Raw genomic sequence first — 19,945 nt, 5'->3', positions numbered from 1 at the left:
AAGTATATAATCAGAATCTTTACGTAAGTTAGATTCAATCCACACCAGCAAGAATAATTATAATGGAAAATGTATCTGTTGATTCTGTCAAAAGAGCCGGCCTTCTATTACCAATAAACAGGCTGCATCTAGAACCCCACGTTGAATCAAATCCCCTTCTGGAGCATGTATACCGAGCGGCAAATGTGATACCTATCCTGGTCGATATACCGTTTAAGCGTATACGCTACCTTGGTATCAATTCAGTAAGCTGGTGCGGCTGGACGTTAAACGAACTTTTTGAGGAAGGCTACGAATCGTATACCAAGAAAATTCATCCTGATGATCAACTGGTATTAACCCATGCCAATGATGAATTAAATGCCTACTTAAAGGACTGTGTTGCCCTCAAGGATAAATTCAATTTGGTGAGTCTTTGTACGTACCGCTTTATGCATAAAGCGGGTCACTATAGGCTATACAAGGAACAGCTTCAGCCAATTGAATTTGACGTAGACGGAAACTTGTCAGCAAAGTTAATTCTACTGACTGATGTCACCGACCAGCTCCCGGTCCACACACACTATGTCCGTACGTATGGTGTAAAGGGAAAAGAAAAACTGGCGCAGATTGATACGAGTCAAAAACAGATTACAAAACTTCAGGCTTTGTCGGAGCGGGAACGAGAAATAGTCAGGTATCTCATGCAGGGGTTTAACAGCGCCGAGATTGGAGAGAAAGTTTTTGTAAGCAAACACACCGTTGACACGCACCGGCGCCGGATCCTGCAAAAGCTCCGGGCCAACGATACGGTATCGCTCTACAACCTGTTTACGATGCTGCAACTGAACGGCTGACGTAGAAAAACTTCGTCGTTCGGTTAATCCATCCGGTCGAGTCTGAACCGGAACGTAGTGCCTTTTTCAAGCTTACTCATTACCGTCACTTTTGATTTGTGAGCGTTCAGAATGTGCTTCACAATGGCTAAGCCGAGTCCTGTGCCGCCCCGGTCTTTGGAGCGGCTTTTTTCGACGCGGTAAAAGCGTTCGAAAATACGGCTCAGGTGCTCGGGCGGAATACCGGGGCCGTCGTCACGTACGGATATTGACCAGTGTTTGCGATCTTCTTCAAACGAAACCAGAACGCGGCCGTTTTCATTGCCGTATTTGATGGCGTTCTCGATCAGGTTGGTCATCACCTGGGCAATGCGCTGGGCATCGGCTTTGACCCAGATTGGACCCGGCCGGTCGGCTTTAATTCGTAGCGTTGCGTGTTTGCTGTGAGCAATTTTCTCCAGTTGCTCAAAAATGTCTTCTGCAATGCCGCGGATATCGACCCGCTCGAAGTTCATCTTCACCTCACCTGTTTCGAGTTGCGAAAGCGCTACGAGGTCTTTTACCAACGCATCCAGCCCGTCGAGACTTTTAGCCGCTTTGTTCAGAAATTTGTCCCGAACCTTATCGTCGTCGATGGCGCCATCGATCAGGGTGTGAATAAACCCCTGGGCGGCAAAAATGGGCGTTTTCAACTCATGGGAGACGTCGGCCAGGAACTCGCGCCGAAACTGCTCCAGCCGCTTCAGCTCGTCAATCTCTTTCTGTTTCCGGGCTACGTACACGAAGATCTCGTCGTTCAGTTTCTTAAACGGATTCGTGTTTTTGATGATGCTCTTACGGGATATGGCAAAGTCGCGGATCTTCAGCTTGTGAATGGTTTTGTACATTTTGTTCACCTCCCGGTAAACGAGCAGTTCAATGGCATACAAAACCAGAAAGAACGAAATGGCGAACGAAGAAACCGCCACCACAAAAATCATGTTGAGCGTAACGCCCTCGACAAACGTAAGGAACGCTACGGTCAGGGCCGAGATCAGGCAGGCCAGCAGCAACGCGATAATGCGGGGACTCAGTGACATAATACAAAGATAAAGAGTGAAAGAACGAAAGAGTGAAAAGGCGAACCGGCTGATTCCGCGCTTTCACTCTTTCGACCTTTCACTCTTTATTCTGGCTGGTCAGTAAACATGTATCCGACGCCCTTCAACGTACGGATGTGTGTGTCGCCGATTTTCTCCCGAAGCTTACGGATGTGTACGTCTACGGTACGTTCCAGGACGTAGATATCGGCCCCCCAGATTTTTTGCAATAGTTCTTCCCGGCTGAATACCTTGTTGGGGTGCTGAGCGAGAAAGAACAGCAGTTCAAATTCCTTTTTTGGAAGAATAACCGTCTTATCGGCCTGATTAACCGAATAGTTTTTGCGGTTGATGGTCAACGTACCGATGTTGATCTGATCGCCGGGGTCAGCTTTCTGGGCTTCCCGCCGGAACAGGGCATTGATCCGGCTCATCAGCGCCCGCGGCTTGATGGGCTTGGTGATGTAATCGTCGGCACCCACTTCAAAAGCGGCCACTTCCGAGTACTCCTCCGATCGGGCCGTCAGATACAGAATGTATGTCTGACGCAGCTCCGGAATATCGCGAAGCTGGCGACCGGTTTCGATGCCGTCCATCTGAGGCATCATGATGTCAAGCAAAACAAGTTCGGGCAAGTACGTCCGGGCTACTTCAAGGGCTTTACGGCCGTCGGTGGCTGTGCGGACTTCGTAACCTTCTTTGGTAAGATTGTATTCCAACATCTCGACGATGTCAAGGTCGTCGTCTACTACCAGAACCCGGTGTAGAGGTTGAGCAGCTTTAGCAGCACTCATGTGAAGCAGTATTGGTGAGTGACCAAAAATACGGTGGTCGCCCGAAATTACACTTCTTAGCCACTATGTTATGATGTGGTGGGATATACTTAACAAAAATTTAACAGTATAACGATTCACTTTCTGGTGATCAGGTACAGTTTCCCCCGTTCGTTGGTCACAACCATGTCAGTTTCGGAAACAAACGCAACGGCCTCCGTTTGTCCCCTTGGTAGCCGGATGCACTGTTTGGGATACCGAAGAGTCAATTGATTGCTCTGAATCGAGAACAGCAGAATTTTGCCGTAGGTAAGCAAGGCCAGCGTACGGTAATCCGGGCTCACTGCGGCTCCCGTAACCATCGCCCGGCTGTAGATTGAGTCCTGGGGTTCCAGGGCGCTTTTACCGGCTACTGCCGGTTCCGGTCGGCTGGGTAGTTTATAGAGCCGCACGAAGCGATTTCGTAACGATCTGTTTTTAGAGAACAGATGCAGACTGTCGCGGTACCAGACCATCGCTTCCATGTCGAAATTGCGCCGGCTGCGGGGGGGCGGAAAAGCGGTCTGATCGGCGAAATGAAAAGGCAGGGGGATAACCTGTACCGTAGGCTTTAGGTCGATCCGATAGATGGACAGATCCCGGCGGTTGTTCTGATTATTACCAAAGTCGCCCACGAACAGAACCGTTGAATCCTGCTGGGCCATATCCTCCCAGTCGACATTGGCTGCCCCAGTTACCACAATCGAGTCCAGCAAGCGTCCCCGTCGGTCAATTTCATACAGTGTCGGTCGGCCTCCACCGTCGTTATGGGTCAGAAAGGTGCCACGGACCACCTGATACGTCAGTCCTGAGCTTTCGTTGACTACCTTTGGCAAACGTCCCAACTGTGTAACTTTGTACGCTGAGCGGGCCCGTTGAAACCCATTACGTTGCACGTCGGAGCGGCAGGAGCAGAACGCGGTTTTGATAGTAAATAGAAAGGCAATCAACGAATGCAGCATTGCTTAGCGTTTAAAATTCGTCATGGATAATCGAGCTCCTGAAATACAACTGCCATCGTACGCTAAAATTGCCTGCGTTCTGATCTCAATCGTCATTATCGTATACGGCTTGTATGAGCTACGCGACCTGCTGATTCCACTGGTGTTTGCCATTCTGTTTTCGGTATTGCTGTTTCCGCTGGCTCAGCGGCTCGAAAACTGGCGGGTGCCCCGGCTGCTGGCTGTTATTCTGTGCCTTATTATCACGCTGGCTGCGATCGTCGGCATTCTGTATGCCTTCTCTCTACAGATCAGCAACTTTGCCGAAGTCATACCGCAATTAATAGAACGGGGGAGCAACTACATCCGAAGTCTTCAGGCCTATGCCGACGAAAACCTGAACATCAACCGCCAGCGGCAGGTTACCGAGGCCACTAAATACCTGAATCAGCTGCTGTCGGAGGCCGGAACCATCCTGACCACTACGCTGCTGGCAACAACCAGTACACTCACGGATATCGTGCTGGTGCTGTTATTTATCTTCTTCTTTTTGCTATACCGCGATTTTTTTCGCTCCTTTTTTTACAAGGTCTTCAAGGATGTCGGGCGTACAAAGATCGATGCCGTGCTGTATCGCATCTACGCCGTCGTGAAAGATTACCTGGCGGGGCTAGTGCTGGTTATTCTGATCATCGGTACGTTGATGACAGTAGGCCTACTGATTCTGGGCGTAGATTACGCCGTTTTCTTTGGCTTCTTCGGGGCCTGTCTGGTGCTGATTCCGTACTTCGGTATCTCGCTCGGGTCGCTGCTGCCGGCGGCTTATACGCTCGTAACGGACGATAATCCACTGAAAGCGCTGGGGGCGATCGGTATTTTCCTTTTTGTGCAGACCATTGAGGGCAATTTCATCACGCCTTACATCGTCGGGTCGAAAGTGAGCATCAATCCGCTGGCGGCCATTGTTGTGCTCATCCTGTGGGAGCAGATCTGGGGGTTCCCCGGCCTGATTCTGGCCTTGCCGATGACGGCTATTATCAAAGTGCTGTTCGATGCCGTCGATGCGCTCAAACCCTATGGTTTTCTGCTGGGTGAAGCCGAAAAGCCCCGCCCACCGATCCGAAACCTGAATGAACTCACCAATCAATTGCCGAAGCGGGCCAAAAAGATTGGCGACATTGACGAAAAGGAATGAGCTAGAAATTCAGCGGATCCAGGTTTTTGAAATGCCCATTCATACGGATACGCTGTTTTGTACGCTCTATATCCGACACCACCGGAATGACGTTGTTGAGGTGCTTGATCAGGAACTGCTGCCGTTCGGATTCCGTATCCAGCGTCAGCAGTTCATACTCCTGCTCAATCGGCAGACCAACTTTGTGCGCAACCCGGTACGAGAAGTTCTCATCGTCGGGATTGTAATCAGTCTCAAGCTGCAGCAGGTCGTAGAGCCGCTCCAGCCGCTCAACCAGCAGGTCGATGTGCGAACTGTATGTATCGCCGGGTTCAACCAGCTGTACTTCTCCGCCGGCGTATAATTTGCCGGGAACCGGGTTTTCAAAATTGATCAGCCGAAATACGCTCAGTCCTTTCGTTTTAATATCCATCCGGCCATCGTCGTAGCGCTTGTGCAACGTAGTCACGTGCATCTCTGTACCGTAGCCCGGGAGCTTGTTGTTGATAAACGCCGGAATGCCAAAAGTTTTTTCTTCTTCGATGCACTCGTTGACAAGCTGGCGGTAACGAGGCTCAAAAATGTGCAGGTTCAGGTCTTCACCCGGATACACAATGAGGTTGAGTGGAAATAAGGGTAACGTCTTCTCCATAGGGTCGAAAAGTACGAGTTTTCAGTCAACAAACACCTCCTGAGCGGTAGTAAAACGAACGCCCCGGGCCTCCGCTTCAGCGTAGATGGGATCGGCCAGATGACCCAGCCCCGTTACGTCCGATGTGCAGTCGCTGACCAGTGTAATCCTGGAAACCAGCGCTGGCGCAAAATCCAGGATTTGCTTCAGGCTGTTGGCCACGCAGTGGGATTTGGCTTCGCCCATCAAATATACCGCATCAAAGCGATCCAGGTCAGCAATCAGGGACGTATTTAGCTGGGTTTCGGGTACCGCCGGATCAGGAACCTGCGCCCGAAAGATGCCAAAATGTTCCGACAGGGGGTGCAGGCCTTTCGGAACGGCGGTATAATCCAGTTCACGTTGTCTTGACCAGTCCTTCAGGGCGTCGAGCAGGGTGTCGTGCAGAGCCGCGCCCCGTGAACCGATCAGGCAGTGTTCAGGCCAGATAAAATGCTCAAACTGCCCGTCGTTTTCCAGGTCGCGTACGTACTGACGGGCTCTTTCGGCCGCAAACCGGGGGATCCAGCGATTCGTATCAACTTCGTGGGCAGTAATACGGGTGAATGGCGCAGGGTGTTGCCCATTGGCGTCCTGCCAGAACAAGGGGTGGGCAATATCGAGCAGATGATGCGTGTCCAGCGTTACGACAATGTGATCAATCCGATTGGCGTGTTGGCGAATAAGTTGCGCCATTCGCTCTACGTCCTGCTCGGCTCCCGGTACAAACAGCGCGCCATCGGGATGGCAAAAGTCAAACTGGGTGTCAATAATCAGAAAAGCAGTTTTCATACTATATCTTTTTCGGCAAAGAGGATAGAACGTAGTGACCCCCGTTCGGTCTACGGTCTCAGAATGATTGATTGTCCAGCGCTTTTGTGCCGGCCAGCGCCAGGGCCTGAACGCCGGTCAGCAGGTTGGCAAAACGCTCGTCGCTGGTCAGGCCCTTCTTGTACCGGTTGTAAATCTGCTGGACGACCACCGCATTTTTGAACAACCCAAAAACGTAGAAGTACAACAGGTTTGATACGTCGCGGCTGCTGCGATCGGCATAGCGCCGGGCAAATTCCTGGCGGGTCAGGTTGCCGGGTAACCACGACGGGTTCAGGGATTTTCGAAAATCGTCGTCATGCAGCTCCGACCAGTACGACAGCGACGTACCGACATCCATCAGCGGATCGCCGACGGTACACATTTCCCAGTCCAGAACCGCCCGAATGTCTGATAAACCGTCTGGATTCAGTACTACGTTGTCGTACTTGAAATCGTTATGTAATAGCGTTGGCGGGTTATCGGCGGGCAGATGATCGGTCAGGTAGCGGGCCAGATCGGTCATCGCCGGTACTTCGTCGGTCTGCGCGGCTACGTATCGTTTATGCCAGCCTTCAACCTGCCGCTGAATGTATCCTTCCGGTTTGCCTAAACTAATCAGGCCGGTCTGGTAAATATCCAGCGCATGCAGATCAGCCAGCGTGTCGACCAGCGATTCTGACAACCGGCGCATGGTGTCAGTTGAAACTCCCAGGCTGGCGGCCGATGGTGCCCGCAGGATAACCCCCGGCACGCGAACCATGATGTAGAAAGAACTGCCGATTACGGATTCATCATCGCAGTAAAGAACAGGCTCCGGTATGCGTTGATAGCCGGCTTGACGCAGCATGGTCAGCACGCGAAACTCACGGCCCATGTCATGACCGCCCTTTATGTCTTTTGCGCCGAAGGGTGGCCGGCGTAGAACGAACTCGCGCTCGCTCGTCTTGATAAAATACGTAAGGTTGGAGTAGCCGCCGGGAAACTGGCCGATGCGCTCAATGACGCCAACATTGGGAATAGTGTCGGCAAGATACGTCTGCAGCGAAGTCTGATTTACTTCCTCACCGGGCCGTATTGCCGTTGGGTTATCCATCATATCAGGCTCGGGTTGCTGCCAGATCAGCCGCTTTCTTTTTCGTGTCCAATCCGTATTCTTTCAAAATGCTGCGAGCCAGCGCGGTTTTATGCACCTCGTCGGCCCCATCATAGATTCGGGCACCCCGTTCGTGCCGGTAATACCACGGCAGCAGTACGTCGTCGGTAATGCCCATAGCACCATACACCTGAATGGCCCGGTCAACTACCTGCAGCATGATGTTGGCCACGAAAAACTTTATGGCCGAAATCTCATTCCGGACGGCAGCCGCCCCAAACTGGTCGATGTTGCGGGCGGTTCGCAAAACCATCAGCCGGGCTGCGTCTATCTCGGCGCGGCTTTCGGCAATGAACCCCTGCACAAACTGCTTTTCGCCCAGCATTACTCCTTCTTCCAGCTCCCGCGTAGCTGCCCGGCGACACATCAGGTCAAAACACCGTTCGCTAATGCCGATCCAGCGCATGCAGTGGTGAATCCGGCCCGGCCCAAGCCGTTCCTGTGCCAGAACAAACCCCATGCCTTCGCCCCCGATCAGGTTACCGACCGGAACCCGAACGTTGTCGTACCTAACCTCGGCGTGGCTGCCCCAATGGTCGCCGGCATCGCCCATGATGGAAATAGAACGTACCAGCTGGAAACCGGGTGTATCGGTCGGCACCAGAATCATACTGGCCCGGCGGTGTGGGGCTGCGTCTGGATTGGTAACGGCCATCACGATAGCGAACGACGCGCCGTCGGCCGAGGAGGTGAACCATTTATGGCCGTTGATTACGTATTCATCATCCGGTCCGGCGCCCCGGTCCAGAACGGCTGTCGTGCCCAGGCGGGTTGGATTAGAGCCGGCAAACTCCGGTTCCGTCATGGAAAAGCAGGAACGAATGTGCCCTTCTTTCAGCGGCTCCAGGTATTGGCGTTTGATGGCGTCCGACGCGTGTTTGTGCAGCAGCTCCATATTGCCGATGTCAGGCGCCTGGCAATTGAAGGTATAATGCCCGAACGGCGACCAGGCCAGTGCCTCACTCACCTGCCCGAACTCGCAGAGGGTAAGGCCCAGGCCTCCTTCCTCCACACTGTGTTGCAAGCCCCAAAGCCCTGCCCGCTTAACGAGTTCACGTTTTGCGTCCAGGTGTTTAGCAACCGTCGAGAAGTTACCGGTCAGATGCTCTGCCGTTTCGAGGGGGATCAGTTCATTCTGGACGAACTCGCGGATGCGTGGCACAAGGGCTTCTGTCCGGGCTGTAGCGAATAAGGATTCCATAAAGATGTGTTACATGCGGTTATACGACCGGAGCTAATCGATATCAGCGTACTAAACGGACAGACCTGCCGTTTTAGCTGTCTTTTCGATGCGGAATAACGGTCCAGTCTTTGGCATCGGAAGCGTGCTCTTTAACAAGTTCCTCCGCCACAACCTCCAGATTCTCTTCGTTTGTGGTGAAGAAATAGCTGTACGGGTGTGGGTCGTTGTTGTTGATTCGCACTTCAAAATATTCGTTGTGGTGCTCGATAGCGTGTTTCTCGACAAGCTGATAGTTAGCCATGGGAAATAATTCGTTTGTTAGACGTAGAACTAATTTAAACGAAAAGTTACTGGAAAACGGTGATCAAAACTGCGCCCACTACCATAATGCCGGCACCAATGAGCTTACGGACGATGTCTGTTTCCCGAAAAAACTGATAGCCAAACAAAACGCTGATCAGGGCCGAAGTCTGAAAAAGAGCCAGGGCATAGCCAACCTGCATCCCGGCTAGTGCCACATTGCTGGCAAGCTGCGTCAGGCCAACCGTCAGAAACAAAGCCAGGTACGTAGTTCGCTGAGAAAATAACAGCCGTACCTGCCCGGGCCATTGCCGACGAAGCGTCAGGCCAATCCAGACGAGCGAAAACAAAAACCCAAAAAAGCACCAATAAAAAAACGCCGTAGTGGGCGTGGATAGGACAATGGCTTTCTTTAGAAGTACGCCGTCAACCGCCGAAAAAACCAGGGCCGCCAGTCGTAAGCGTACTTCCGGCCGCTGAAATACGCCCCACGAGAAACCCTTCCGTTGTTGGGCGTTTCCCAGGACAACGTAGCTGCCGGCTAGGATCAGCAGAACCCCCAGCAGACCGAGCCAACTCGGTATTTCATGTAACAGAAAAATGCCAACCAGCATGCCCACTACGGATTTGTAGGCATTGATAGGACCCAGCACCGAGAGATCACCGATTTGCAGGGCCTTTACCAGAAATACGTTGCCAATTAAAGCCAGTGCGCCAACCAGCACCATGCTCTGCCAGAACGCTGCCGGCAGGTTTTCAAACCGGAGCTGCGACCAGAACGCCAGACAAGCCAGCGTAAGAAAGCCATACGTAGCGGCAATCACAAAAAGCGGATCGGCCGAACGCTGAGTCAGTTGTTTCTGAAAAACGTTGGAGAGAGGGTTGGCTACGATACGTAACAGAACGGCAAGCGAGGTCAGGCTAAGGACTACGAGAAGCATAAGGCTCTGTGAGTAGGAATGTCAAGTTTATAAGAAAGTTGCGGATCAGGTCATAGTCAACTTAATTTATCGCGATCACTTTCTTGATTCACAAACAATTCGTAATTTTGCGCTCTTATTTTTGAGGAGAGACAGAGGTGAACACATTACAGGCATACGACATCAATATCGTGGGGCTGGACAATAAGCGCTACGAATACGACTTTGTGTCGGACGATCCGTTCTTTGCCGCCCTCGATCAGGAACTGATTGAAAAGGGGTCTGTCCGGACTCATCTGGTGCTGGATAAATCGGAAACGATGATTCGGCTGGATTTTCATATTCAGGGTACCGTCGAGCAGGTCTGCGATCGTAGTCTCGACAGTTACGATGAGCCGGTGGATACGCGACACATGCTCCTGCTCAAGTTCGCCGACCACAACGAGGAACTAACCGACGAGATTGAGTTAATTGACCGGAATACGGTTACGGTCAACGTCGCTCAGTACATTTTTGAATTTATCAGCCTGTCGCTCCCGATGAAAAAGCTGCATCCGCGCTTTCGGGACGAAGACCAGGATGAAGATACCAATACCGACAACGGAAAAGTCATATATCGGTCTGACCCCGACGCCAGCGACGACGGGAATCAGTCCGGAACAGACCCCCGCTGGGACGCATTGCGGAAATTGAATAACAACTAAAAGTCGAACTCTGACAACTGTACATACGAAATGGCACATCCCAAACGCAGACATTCTAGCACACGTCGCGATAAACGCAGAACGCACTACAAAGCGACGGCCGTAACGCTCTCAACCGACGCTTCGACCGGCGAAGTTCATGAGCGGCACCACGCCCACGTTTTCGAGGGCAACCTCTATTACAAAGGCCAGGTGATCATTGAGAACTACGCCAAAACGGCTTAGGGTACATACAATAGCACGAAGTATTTCGCCGACGTCTGATCGAAGATGAACGCGAAATACTTTTTTATTGCCCTCCGCCTACTATTTTTACACGAATTTTTCCAAATCCAGCTCTGGCTGGATATTGAACAAAACGAGTCAATGAGAATTGCAGTGGACGCTATGGGTGGCGATTTTGCTCCGGAAGCTATCGTTGAAGGAGTTGTAATGGCCGCTGCCGAATTACCCGAAGATGTGACTGTCGTACTGATCGGCCGACAGTCCGTTATTGGGGAATTACTAAACAAGCACAACTCCGAATCAGCTGCAACAATTGAAGTTGTTCACGCCGAAGATGTGATCGACATGGGTGAGCACCCCACTAAGGCGCTCTCGCAGAAACCCAATTCCAGCATCGGAGTTGGGTTTAAGCTTTTGAAAGATAAGCAGGTCGATGCGTTCTGTAGTGCTGGTAACACGGGGGCTATGCATGTGGGCGCTTTGTTTAGCATCAAAGCGATTGAAGGCGTGCTGCGGCCTTGTATTGCGGGCTTTGTCCCGCAGATCAACGGTGGGCATGCTATCATGCTCGACATTGGTGCCAACGCCGATTGTAAGCCGGAAATGCTGGCTCAGTTCGGCGAAATTGGCTCCATCTACGCGCAGTATATGTTCGGTATAGCCGCGCCCCGCGTAGCGCTGATGAATATCGGTGCGGAGGAACAGAAAGGTTCGCTGGTAGCTCAGGCCGCTCATCAGTTGCTGAAAGATAGCCGTCGCATCAATTTCATTGGAAACATTGAAGGGGGCGACTTTTTCGCCAGTATAGCCGATGTGATCGTTACGGACGGCTTCACCGGTAATGCGATGTTCAAGCTGGGCGAATCGTTCTATCCGCTCGCCAAACAACGGGGAATTGACGATGAGTTTATTGCCAAAACCAATTACGAGTCAGTTGGTGGAAGCCCAATTCTAGGTGTGAACGGTAACGTGATTATCGCGCATGGTATCTCATCGCCACTGGCCATCAAAAACATGATTAATCTGGCTATTCAGCAAGTGAAAGCCGATGCTTATACAAAAATCGCACAAGTTCTCGCGTAAAGTCGGGAGTTTTGTCTTAACGCTCACGTATACCACCAACGCATGAGTAAAGCTGCCATAACGGGCGTCCACGGCTATGTGCCTGACTACGTGCTGACAAACGCCGAGTTAGAGCGCATGGTGGATACCAATGATGAATGGATTACAACCCGTACGGGCATTAAAGAACGCCGGTTGCTGAAGGGTGAAGGCCTGGGTACGTCGCACATGGCGGTTCGGGCTGTAACGGGATTATTAGAGAAAACACAGACAAAGCCTGAGGAGATTGATTTGCTGATCTGTGCGACTACTACGCCTGACTACGTGTTTCCTGCTACGGCCAACCTGATCTGCGATATGGTTGGTATTCGTAATGTTGGTAGCTTTGATATTCAGGCGGCCTGCTCAGGGTTCATTTATGCGCTGACAACTGGCGCCCAGTTTATCGAAACTGGCAAGTACCGTAAAGTGATTGTGGTAGGAGCCGATAAAATGTCGGCTATTATCGATTATACAGATCGAACAACCTGTGTCATATTTGGGGATGGAGCCGGGGCGGTGCTGCTGGAGCCTGCTGAAGAAGGGTATGGCGTACAGGATTCAATCATTCGGTCAGACGGAGCCGGCCAATACCATCTGTTTCAGAAAGCAGGCGGTAGCCGATACCCGCCCACGCACGAAACGGTCGAAAAACGCTGGCACTACGCGTATCAGGATGGTCCATCTGTGTTTAAGTTTGCCGTGAAAAACATGGCCGACGTATCCGCCGAAATCATGGAACGTAACCACCTGACCGGCGAAGACGTTGCCTGGCTGGTGCCCCATCAGGCCAACAAGCGGATTATCGACGCCACGGCGCAGCGCATGGGTATTGGCCCGGAGCGTGTCATGATGAACATACACAAGTATGGTAACACTACGGCGGCAACTATACCGCTTTGCCTGTTCGACTATGAATCGCAGCTTAAAAAAGGCGATAATCTGGTCATGGCTGCTTTCGGCGGAGGGTTTACCTGGGGTGCCGTCTACCTGAAGTGGGCTTATTGACTATTAGGTATCAAGTGTATAGTTCGCTGTTTGACATTTTAAGCTGATGAACTATAGACGTTGAAAATCAAACTACAAACTGTAATCAAGGAATGGCAACGACCGCAGATATCCGGAATGGGTTGGTCATCAACTTCAACAACGATCTATTTCAAATCACCGAGTTTCAGCACGTAAAGCCTGGAAAAGGCGCGGCCTTTGTCCGGACAAAATTGAAAAGCCTGACTACGGGCAAAGTGCTGGATAATACATTCAACTCAGGCGTCACCATTTACCCGGTACGCGTAGAGCGTCGGAAATTCCAGTTTCTTTACAAGGACGAAGCTGGCTATAACTTCATGGATCAGGAAAGCTTCGATCAGATAAACCTGGACGAAAAACTCGTTGAGGGCGCTGACCTGATGAAAGAAGGGCAGGAGGTCGAAATCCTGATCAATGCCGAAAACGAAACTCCGCTGACGTGCGAACTGCCCCCCTTCGTGGAACTGGAAGTTACGTACGCTGAGCCAGGCATTCGGGGCGATACCGCCAACAGCCCTAAAAAACCCGTTGAAGTTGAAACCGGTGCCCGAATCATGGTGCCGCTGTTCATCGAGCAGGGTGAGCGGATACGGGTTGATACGCGTACCTACGATTACGTTGAACGGGTAAAATAAATCAGTTGATGAGTTGGTGAGTAAGTACACAACTGACGCACCGCATCGCTTTTGCATCGCTAGCTATACTTTCTTACCAACTTACTGACTCTTACTTTATGGATACAAAAGACATACAGAAACTCCTTGACTTTATTTCGCAGTCGGGTCTGGACGAAGTGAACATTGAAACGACTGACCTTAAAATCAGTGTGAAGCGGTATGGCTCGGGAAGCCCCGTTGTTTCTGCGCCCACGCCCGCTGCATCTGCGCAGGCAGTTGCGCCACCAACGCCGGCACCTGTTCCTCAACCTTCAGCGCCGGTTGCTGCTTCGGCGACCGCTCCCTCTGCTTCCAAAGTTGATACGTCGAATTACGTGACGATCAAGTCGCCGATGATTGGTACGTTCTACCGATCGTCTAATCCGGAAACGCCCTCTTTTGTAGAAGTTGGTGACGAAGTCCGCGAGGGTAAGGTAGTTTGCATCATCGAAGCAATGAAGCTGTTTAACGAAATCGAGTCGGAAGTTTCAGGTCGTATCGTTAAAGTGCTGGTCGAAAACGCGACGCCTGTTGAATACGATCAGCCGCTGTTCTTAGTCGAGCCAGTGTAATCGTTTACGGTTTTCGGTGTATGGTTCCGGCGCGAAGGTGCTGGAGTAACTGCCCGTATATCGAAAACCCAAACCGTAAACCCATTCATGTTCAAGAAAATATTAATTGCTAACCGGGGCGAAATCGCTTTGCGGATTATCCGGACGTGCCGGGAAATGGGCATCAAAACCGTTGCTGTTTATTCGACGGCCGATCGGGATAGTCTGCACGTTCGCTTTGCTGACGAAGCTGTCTGTATTGGTCCGCCGGTAAGCAAGCAATCGTACTTAAGCATCCCGAATATTATTTCAGCAGCCGAAGTAACCGGAGCGGATGCTATCCATCCGGGCTACGGATTCCTGTCTGAGAACGCTGAATTTTCACAGATCTGCGCCGATTACGGTATCAAGTTCATTGGTGCTACGGCCGAACAGATCAACGGTATGGGCGACAAGGCCACGGCCAAAGCGACTATGAAAGCGGCCGGTGTTCCTGTTATACCCGGTTCGGAAGGCCTGCTGGAGTCAATCGACCAAGGGAAGTCGCTGGCAGCCGACATGGGTTATCCGGTGATCGTCAAAGCAACCGCCGGCGGGGGCGGTCGTGGTATGCGGATCATCCGGGAGGAGGCCGAATTTGAAAAAGCCTGGAACGACGCCCGGACCGAAGCCGGTGCCGCCTTCGGTAATGATGGATTGTATCTCGAAAAATTTGTTGAAGAACCCCGTCACATTGAAATTCAGATTGTTGGCGATCAATACGGTAAAGTATGCCACCTGTCGGAGCGTGACTGTTCCATTCAGCGCCGGCACCAGAAACTGGTAGAAGAAACGCCATCGCCGATTATTTCTCCCGAACTGCGTGAGCAAATGGGCGAAGCAGCTATCAAAGGCGCGCAGGCTATAGGTTACGAAGGGGCCGGAACGATCGAATTCCTGGTGGACAAACATGGGAAGTTCTATTTCATGGAGATGAACACCCGGATCCAGGTTGAACACCCTATTACGGAGGAAGTAACGGATTTCGACTTAATTAAAGAGCAGATCAAGGTAGCTGCCGGCGTTCCTATTTCCGGACGTAACTACACACCGAAACTCTATGCTATGGAGTGCCGGATCAATGCCGAAGATCCGGCAAACGGCTTCCGCCCATCGCCGGGTAAGATTTCGGTGCTGCACATGCCAGGAGGTCATGGCGTTCGGGTTGATAGCCACGTCTATGCTGGATACACCATTCCGCCGAACTATGACTCTATGATCGCCAAGCTGATCGTATCGGGGCAGTCGCGGGAGGAGGTAATCACCCGGATGAAGCGGGCTCTCCAGGAATTTGTTATTGAAGGAATCAAAACAACAATTCCGTTCCATATTAAGCTAATGGACGACCCACGGTTTCGGTCGGGACAGTTTACGACGCGTTTTCTGGAAGAATTCGATTTCTCAACGCTGTAGTCTTGTCTTTCATTCAACAAGAAAGCCACCGTCGAATACGAATGGTGGCTTTCTTGTTGTGCTACCAGTTATCGGCAGCGTCTTCATCCGGCTCAACCTGTTTAATTAGAAAGAAAGCGAAGCCCGCGAGAAATAACCAGCCCGCCGGGTTTTGCTGAACGAGATAAACAAGGCTTATGAGCAGACCGATCACACACAGGAGAAAGTTGCGCTTGGCTGTTCGGCGGTGCCGGTGGGTGGGATCTGGTGTTGAGGACGATTTAAGGAGACGAAATAAGACTTTCAAAGGCCTCATAATAGGTACGGTTATCAGACTCAGGTACGTTGGCCGCGAAGATAACCAACGATAAATCATATGCAGGTTATCAAATGATTTATTTTTAGCCCGAAAGTAACCGACAAAGGCACAAAATAGACTGACTTGTTTGGTCGTTACATACAGATGAATTCCCACGCTCCGAATGATGATGAATGCAGATAAGGCGGTACTCGCCAGTTTTTGTTTCCTGCTTTTCTGCAGTGTGCAGGCTCAATCTCCTAAAGATTCCCTTAAGGTTGAGAACCTGGGTAATCAGGTTAATTCAGAATACAATGAAATCAATCCGTTGATTGCGCCCGATGGGCGAACGCTTTACTTTGCCCGGATCAGCCACCCAAACAATACGCATGGTACAAAGGGTAGTCAGGACATTTGGTATTCAGAAGCAGAGCCAAGTAGTGGACAGTGGGGCCCCGCACGCCGAATGGGCTTTCCGCTAAATAAAGACGAGTATAACTGCGCGTATAGTATCACGCCCGACGGAAATACGATGCTTCTGAAAGGCGCTTACAACAACGGTACCTACGAAACGCGTGGCTTTTCGGTGAGCAAGCGTACAGCCAACGGGTGGTCGCCCCCACAGAAATTAGCCATTCCAGGCTATGAAAAAATGAGTCAGGGGCAGTTTGACTGCGGGTTTCTGTCGGCCGATGGGAAAGTATTGCTGATGGCGTTCAGCGAAAAGAAGAACAGCAAGGAAGACGATCTGTACATCAGCTTCCGGCAAAAAGACGGATCATGGAGCAAACCCATGAATCTGGGCCCTGAAGTCAATACAAAAGCTACTGAGACGACCCCGTTTCTGGCTCCCGATGGCGCTACGCTCTACTTCTCCAGTAATCGGGAAGGCGGACTGGGTAGCAACGACATCTACGTTTGTAAACGCGTCGACCGAACCTGGAAACACTGGTCAAAGCCCGTTAACCTGGGACCCGGTATAAACACCGACGGGTATGATGCGTATTACAGTCTATCCGCGTCGGGGGATTATGCCTACATGACAACGTTTAAAAATACGTTAGGCAAAGGCGACATTGTTCGAGTTAAGCTGTTTGATAAGGACAATAACGCTGCTCCGCAAACGCCGGCTGAGACCCGTCCTGATCCGGTAGCCTTAATCAGTGGTAAAGTTGTTGACCAACGCACGGGGAAGCCCGTGGAGGCACGTATTATTTATCAAACACTGCCCGACGGCGCTGAAGCTGGTGAGGCTACGTCAGACCCAATCACCGGGGAGTATAAAATTGTGCTGCCTTACGGTCAGAAATACAGCATGCGGGCGGTTGCCAAGAATTTTATTGCCGAAGGCGACAATGTTGATCTGACGCAAACCAAGGCGTTTCAGGAGATTAAAGGAAAGGATCTGAAGATGGTGCCTATTGAAGTAGGACAGTCTGTCCGGCTGAACAACATTTTCTTCGATACCGGGAAGTCAGAGCTGCGTCCGGAATCAGGGCCTGAGCTTGATCGGGTAGTAACGACCCTGAACGAGAATCCCAAGCTGGTAATTGAGGTTGGTGGTCATACAGACAACACTGGTTCGCGGGAGATTAACGTCAAACTATCGCAGGACCGGGCCGATTCGGTACGTGAATACTTCATCAGCAAAGGCATCGAGCCCGACCGGGTAGCCAGCAAAGGTTTTGCGGATACAAAGCCAGTGTCGACGAACGATACCGATGCCGGGCGCCAGCAGAACCGGCGGGTTGAATTTACGATTGTTAAAAAGTAAGGTAGCATTTACCGGGCAATTCGAATCGCCCGGTAAATGCTGTGTTAATCCAAGCCCGGTCGCTGAAAAGCACGTGCTTCGGGTAGAGTGGCCTCCATTTCCCGGCGCAACCGACTGAGAAGCGCAAGCATATCAAGCAGGTCGTCGGTCTTTTCAGGGTAATGAGTCAGAATTGTCTGCCAGGCAAGTAGCGACCGATCGATACTCACCAGCACCAGCTTTGCTTTGCCCAGATGATACGTCAGTAAAGGCTGATCCATCGTAGTATCTGTGGCGGCCCGAAGTGCTGAAACTGTTTTCACTGGAATCAGCGTACGATACCAGCGGATCATCTCCCAGGCGTCTTTCAGGCGGTTGAGTTTAACCAAAGCCTCCTCCTGCGTATGAAAGCCTAATTGTACCTGTTCAATCTGCTGCCGACCCGCCTGTTCGAGTAAGTTGACTTCGTCCTTAAACCAGTCACCGCTTAGGCGCATGTACTGATCAGCCAGTCCGGCTACCGGGTGTTTGCTGGCCAGTTCGCTGGAAGCGTCGGTGCGTTTCTGAAGTGCTTCCTGTTCCAGCACTTCCGGCGACGAGGCATTACCTGACTGCACACCAGACTGGCGCATCTTTTCTACATACTGTTTAGTCAGATTCAATGCTTCTGTAAGCTGCTGAATAAGCGATTCTTCCCGCGTGACAGAATCGTTGGAAGGCTGCGCTGCCTGAAGTTGGAAACTACGACAACGGCTTGTAAACAGACAGCGCTGACACCAGGAGTCGCAAAAGTTGTATATTCCCGGAATAAGTTCAGGTTGAGTATTCATTGTGTTTAAGTACGGCTCACGGTTTGTTTTGTAAATCTAACATATAACAAAATATTTGTTTTACAAATTGCAATCAGACAGTATATTCTGCAAAATGATGAGCCACTAATAACTTATTGTTAATGAGTTGCGTTACGAGAAGAGATGCAGATATTTGTGTCTTACATTCCCACAACTCATTCGCAATGCAACTCGATGCCGGGTGTGAGCTGTCGTTCGACGCTCAGGGCCCAACGCCCTTATTATTGATGCTACGTCCTCGGTCGGGTGCCGGCCAATGGGTAGTACGCGAGGAATATCAGATTAATCCCAGTGTTATTGTCACAGAGTTCACGGACCTCTACGGCAACTTGTGTCAACGGCTGGTAGCGCCCGAGGGACCATTCAGTATTCGGTTTATGGCTACCGTGCAGACCGCCGATACAATTGACGTAGCTCCCGGTGCACCGTATACCCCCGTGGAGCAATTGCCCGACGATGTACTGCATTTTACGCTGCCAAGCCGGTATTGCCAGGCTGACCAGTTAGGGCAGCTTGCCGCCGATATTACAGCTGGTGTCGAGCCGGGCTACGATCAGGCCGAAGCTATCCGGCGCTGGATTCATGAAAACGTAACGTATCAGTATGGTACCAGCAATGCCAGTACGTCGGCCGTTGATACCGCAGCCAGCCGGGTAGGGGTGTGTCGTGACTTTACACACCTGGGTATTTCGTTATGCCGTAGTCTGAACATTCCGGCTCGAATGGTAGTGGGTTACCTGTATCAGCTTGATCCGATGGATCTCCACGCCTGGTTCGAAGCGTTTGTCGATGGCCGCTGGTATACGTTTGATGCTACGCAGGAAAAACCCCGTGGCAACCGAATCACCGTCGCCTACGGTCGCGACGCGGCCGATGTGGCTTTCACCACTCAGTTTGGGCCAATGAGCTTGGAGAATATGCACGTGTGGGTAAACGCAGCCGGAACAGACAATGGTGACGAAAAAAACACGGACGAGGTGACAACCTTTTCGGCGTCTGTTGGGTCTAACAATCAAACGGATAGTGAGCTGTGAAAACACAACTTCTTTTCTTTGGTTTGCTGAGTGGTCTGGTGGCCTGTCAGAACGATGGTGACATCCAGCCTACGACGACGTTGGCCAGCGAGGTCGTTGGTACGTACCAGACCAACCAGTTCATCGACGTATTGACGTTGCCGGTTCCGTCGGATAAGATGCCAACGGTTGAGTTGAAGGCCGAGTCAGCGAATGAAGTGACCCTGATCGTTACCAAACGGTTTCCCAGCCGGGAGACCTGGACGCTTACGCATGCCGTACTAAGCCGACAGCCGGACCAGTCAATTGCTATTACAGCTCAGGGTGTACCGGTCGGTACCCTCCAGAAGGACCGGGTGTTTATGGATAATGGGATGGAAATACAGGGCCGTGTGCTCCGGATTCGTCTCAGCGGTACGTCCGTGTCCGACGAGGAACTGAATTTCACCGGATTTGTGCGATAAAAAAAAGCG

At 51.4% G+C, this 19,945-nt stretch carries 22 protein-coding genes; 12 read left to right on the top strand and 10 right to left on the bottom strand.

Annotation, left to right across the window (positions count from 1 at the left end):
- Positions 1 to 62 precede the first annotated feature (62 nt).
- Positions 63 to 836 carry a LuxR C-terminal-related transcriptional regulator gene (locus tag DYU11_RS04425; protein WP_119666398.1) on the top strand — a complete coding sequence of 258 codons (774 nt, stop codon included), beginning with the start codon at positions 63 to 65 and terminating at the stop codon, positions 834 to 836.
- A gap of 23 nt (positions 837 to 859) precedes the next feature.
- Here DYU11_RS04425 and DYU11_RS04420 read toward each other — a convergent pair whose 3' ends face one another.
- The 3 genes from DYU11_RS04420 to DYU11_RS04410 all read right to left on the bottom strand — a co-directional run bounded on the left by DYU11_RS04420 (position 860) and on the right by DYU11_RS04410 (position 3,542).
- Positions 860 to 1,894: a sensor histidine kinase gene (locus DYU11_RS04420; protein ID WP_119666397.1), complete on the bottom strand. Its 1,035-nt coding sequence runs from the start codon at positions 1,892 to 1,894 to the stop codon at positions 860 to 862.
- A gap of 86 nt (positions 1,895 to 1,980) precedes the next feature.
- On the bottom strand, positions 1,981 to 2,688 hold the full coding sequence (locus DYU11_RS04415; RefSeq protein WP_119666396.1) for a response regulator transcription factor: 708 nt from the start codon (positions 2,686 to 2,688) through the stop codon (positions 1,981 to 1,983).
- 116 nt (positions 2,689 to 2,804) lie between these two features.
- Positions 2,805 to 3,542, bottom strand: coding sequence for an SdiA-regulated/phytase-like domain-containing protein (locus tag DYU11_RS04410; protein ID WP_158600212.1), 738 nt, complete (start codon positions 3,540 to 3,542; stop codon positions 2,805 to 2,807).
- A gap of 148 nt (positions 3,543 to 3,690) precedes the next feature.
- Between DYU11_RS04410 and DYU11_RS04405 the strand changes: the two genes are divergently transcribed.
- Positions 3,691 to 4,842 carry an AI-2E family transporter gene (locus DYU11_RS04405; RefSeq protein WP_119666394.1) on the top strand — a complete coding sequence of 384 codons (1,152 nt, stop codon included), beginning with the start codon at positions 3,691 to 3,693 and terminating at the stop codon, positions 4,840 to 4,842.
- A 1-nt stretch (position 4,843) separates the two neighbouring features.
- Here DYU11_RS04405 and DYU11_RS04400 read toward each other — a convergent pair whose 3' ends face one another.
- From DYU11_RS04400 to DYU11_RS04375, 6 genes are all read right to left on the bottom strand, one after another.
- On the bottom strand, positions 4,844 to 5,473 hold the full coding sequence (locus tag DYU11_RS04400) for an LON peptidase substrate-binding domain-containing protein (RefSeq protein ID WP_119666393.1): 630 nt from the start codon (positions 5,471 to 5,473) through the stop codon (positions 4,844 to 4,846).
- Positions 5,474 to 5,494: 21 nt separating this feature from the next.
- Positions 5,495 to 6,283 (bottom strand): cysteine hydrolase family protein, encoded by a 789-nt coding sequence (locus tag DYU11_RS04395; RefSeq protein ID WP_119666392.1) that lies wholly within the window; start codon positions 6,281 to 6,283, stop codon positions 5,495 to 5,497.
- A gap of 58 nt (positions 6,284 to 6,341) precedes the next feature.
- Entirely contained in the window at positions 6,342 to 7,400 is a 1,059-nt protein-coding gene (locus DYU11_RS04390; protein ID WP_119666391.1) for a phosphotransferase family protein, read from the bottom strand.
- Position 7,401: 1 nt separating this feature from the next.
- Positions 7,402 to 8,658 carry an acyl-CoA dehydrogenase family protein gene (locus tag DYU11_RS04385; RefSeq protein WP_119666390.1) on the bottom strand — a complete coding sequence of 419 codons (1,257 nt, stop codon included), beginning with the start codon at positions 8,656 to 8,658 and terminating at the stop codon, positions 7,402 to 7,404.
- A gap of 73 nt (positions 8,659 to 8,731) precedes the next feature.
- Positions 8,732 to 8,941 carry a hypothetical protein gene (locus DYU11_RS04380; RefSeq protein ID WP_119666389.1) on the bottom strand — a complete coding sequence of 70 codons (210 nt, stop codon included), beginning with the start codon at positions 8,939 to 8,941 and terminating at the stop codon, positions 8,732 to 8,734.
- A gap of 46 nt (positions 8,942 to 8,987) precedes the next feature.
- Entirely contained in the window at positions 8,988 to 9,881 is an 894-nt protein-coding gene (locus DYU11_RS04375; RefSeq protein WP_119666388.1) for an EamA family transporter, read from the bottom strand.
- A 137-nt stretch (positions 9,882 to 10,018) separates the two neighbouring features.
- Between DYU11_RS04375 and DYU11_RS04370 the strand changes: the two genes are divergently transcribed.
- From DYU11_RS04370 to DYU11_RS04330, 8 genes are all read left to right on the top strand, one after another.
- Positions 10,019 to 10,564 (top strand): YceD family protein, encoded by a 546-nt coding sequence (locus DYU11_RS04370; protein ID WP_119666387.1) that lies wholly within the window; start codon positions 10,019 to 10,021, stop codon positions 10,562 to 10,564.
- A 30-nt stretch (positions 10,565 to 10,594) separates the two neighbouring features.
- The gene (rpmF, locus tag DYU11_RS04365; RefSeq protein WP_119666386.1) at positions 10,595 to 10,789 is read left to right on the top strand and encodes a 50S ribosomal protein L32; all 195 of its coding nucleotides are present in this window, start codon (positions 10,595 to 10,597) and stop codon (positions 10,787 to 10,789) included.
- A 141-nt stretch (positions 10,790 to 10,930) separates the two neighbouring features.
- Entirely contained in the window at positions 10,931 to 11,872 is a 942-nt protein-coding gene (gene plsX / locus DYU11_RS04360; RefSeq protein WP_119666710.1) for a phosphate acyltransferase PlsX, read from the top strand.
- A gap of 42 nt (positions 11,873 to 11,914) precedes the next feature.
- The gene (locus DYU11_RS04355; protein ID WP_119666385.1) at positions 11,915 to 12,898 is read left to right on the top strand and encodes a beta-ketoacyl-ACP synthase III; all 984 of its coding nucleotides are present in this window, start codon (positions 11,915 to 11,917) and stop codon (positions 12,896 to 12,898) included.
- A gap of 92 nt (positions 12,899 to 12,990) precedes the next feature.
- Positions 12,991 to 13,554: an elongation factor P gene (gene efp, locus DYU11_RS04350; RefSeq protein ID WP_119666384.1), complete on the top strand. Its 564-nt coding sequence runs from the start codon at positions 12,991 to 12,993 to the stop codon at positions 13,552 to 13,554.
- Between the two features lie 98 nt (positions 13,555 to 13,652).
- Entirely contained in the window at positions 13,653 to 14,147 is a 495-nt protein-coding gene (gene accB, locus DYU11_RS04345) for an acetyl-CoA carboxylase biotin carboxyl carrier protein (protein ID WP_119666383.1), read from the top strand.
- An 87-nt stretch (positions 14,148 to 14,234) separates the two neighbouring features.
- Complete coding sequence (gene accC, locus DYU11_RS04340; protein WP_119666382.1) at positions 14,235 to 15,578, top strand: acetyl-CoA carboxylase biotin carboxylase subunit; 1,344 nt, start codon at positions 14,235 to 14,237, stop codon at positions 15,576 to 15,578.
- A 461-nt stretch (positions 15,579 to 16,039) separates the two neighbouring features.
- Positions 16,040 to 17,629 (top strand): OmpA family protein, encoded by a 1,590-nt coding sequence (locus tag DYU11_RS04330; protein WP_119666380.1) that lies wholly within the window; start codon positions 16,040 to 16,042, stop codon positions 17,627 to 17,629.
- Positions 17,630 to 17,673: 44 nt separating this feature from the next.
- Here DYU11_RS04330 and DYU11_RS04325 read toward each other — a convergent pair whose 3' ends face one another.
- Positions 17,674 to 18,240 carry a hypothetical protein gene (locus DYU11_RS04325; protein WP_229365688.1) on the bottom strand — a complete coding sequence of 189 codons (567 nt, stop codon included), beginning with the start codon at positions 18,238 to 18,240 and terminating at the stop codon, positions 17,674 to 17,676.
- A 383-nt stretch (positions 18,241 to 18,623) separates the two neighbouring features.
- Here DYU11_RS04325 and DYU11_RS04320 point away from each other — a divergent pair, with 383 nt between their 5' ends.
- Positions 18,624 to 19,493, top strand: a complete 870-nt coding sequence (locus tag DYU11_RS04320) for a transglutaminase domain-containing protein (protein ID WP_119666378.1) — start codon at positions 18,624 to 18,626, stop codon at positions 19,491 to 19,493.
- On the top strand, positions 19,490 to 19,936 hold the full coding sequence (locus DYU11_RS04315; RefSeq protein ID WP_119666377.1) for a hypothetical protein: 447 nt from the start codon (positions 19,490 to 19,492) through the stop codon (positions 19,934 to 19,936). Before DYU11_RS04320 ends, DYU11_RS04315 begins: the two co-directional genes overlap by 4 nt.
- Positions 19,937 to 19,945 lie beyond the last annotated feature (9 nt).

Origin of the sequence: Fibrisoma montanum (assembly GCF_003583365.1) — a bacterium.
In the GTDB taxonomy this organism is placed as follows: Bacteria; Bacteroidota; Bacteroidia; order Cytophagales; family Spirosomataceae; genus Fibrisoma; species Fibrisoma montanum.
The sequence above is the reverse complement of the archived record's forward strand: the minus strand, read 5'-3'. Positions and strand labels throughout refer to the sequence as shown.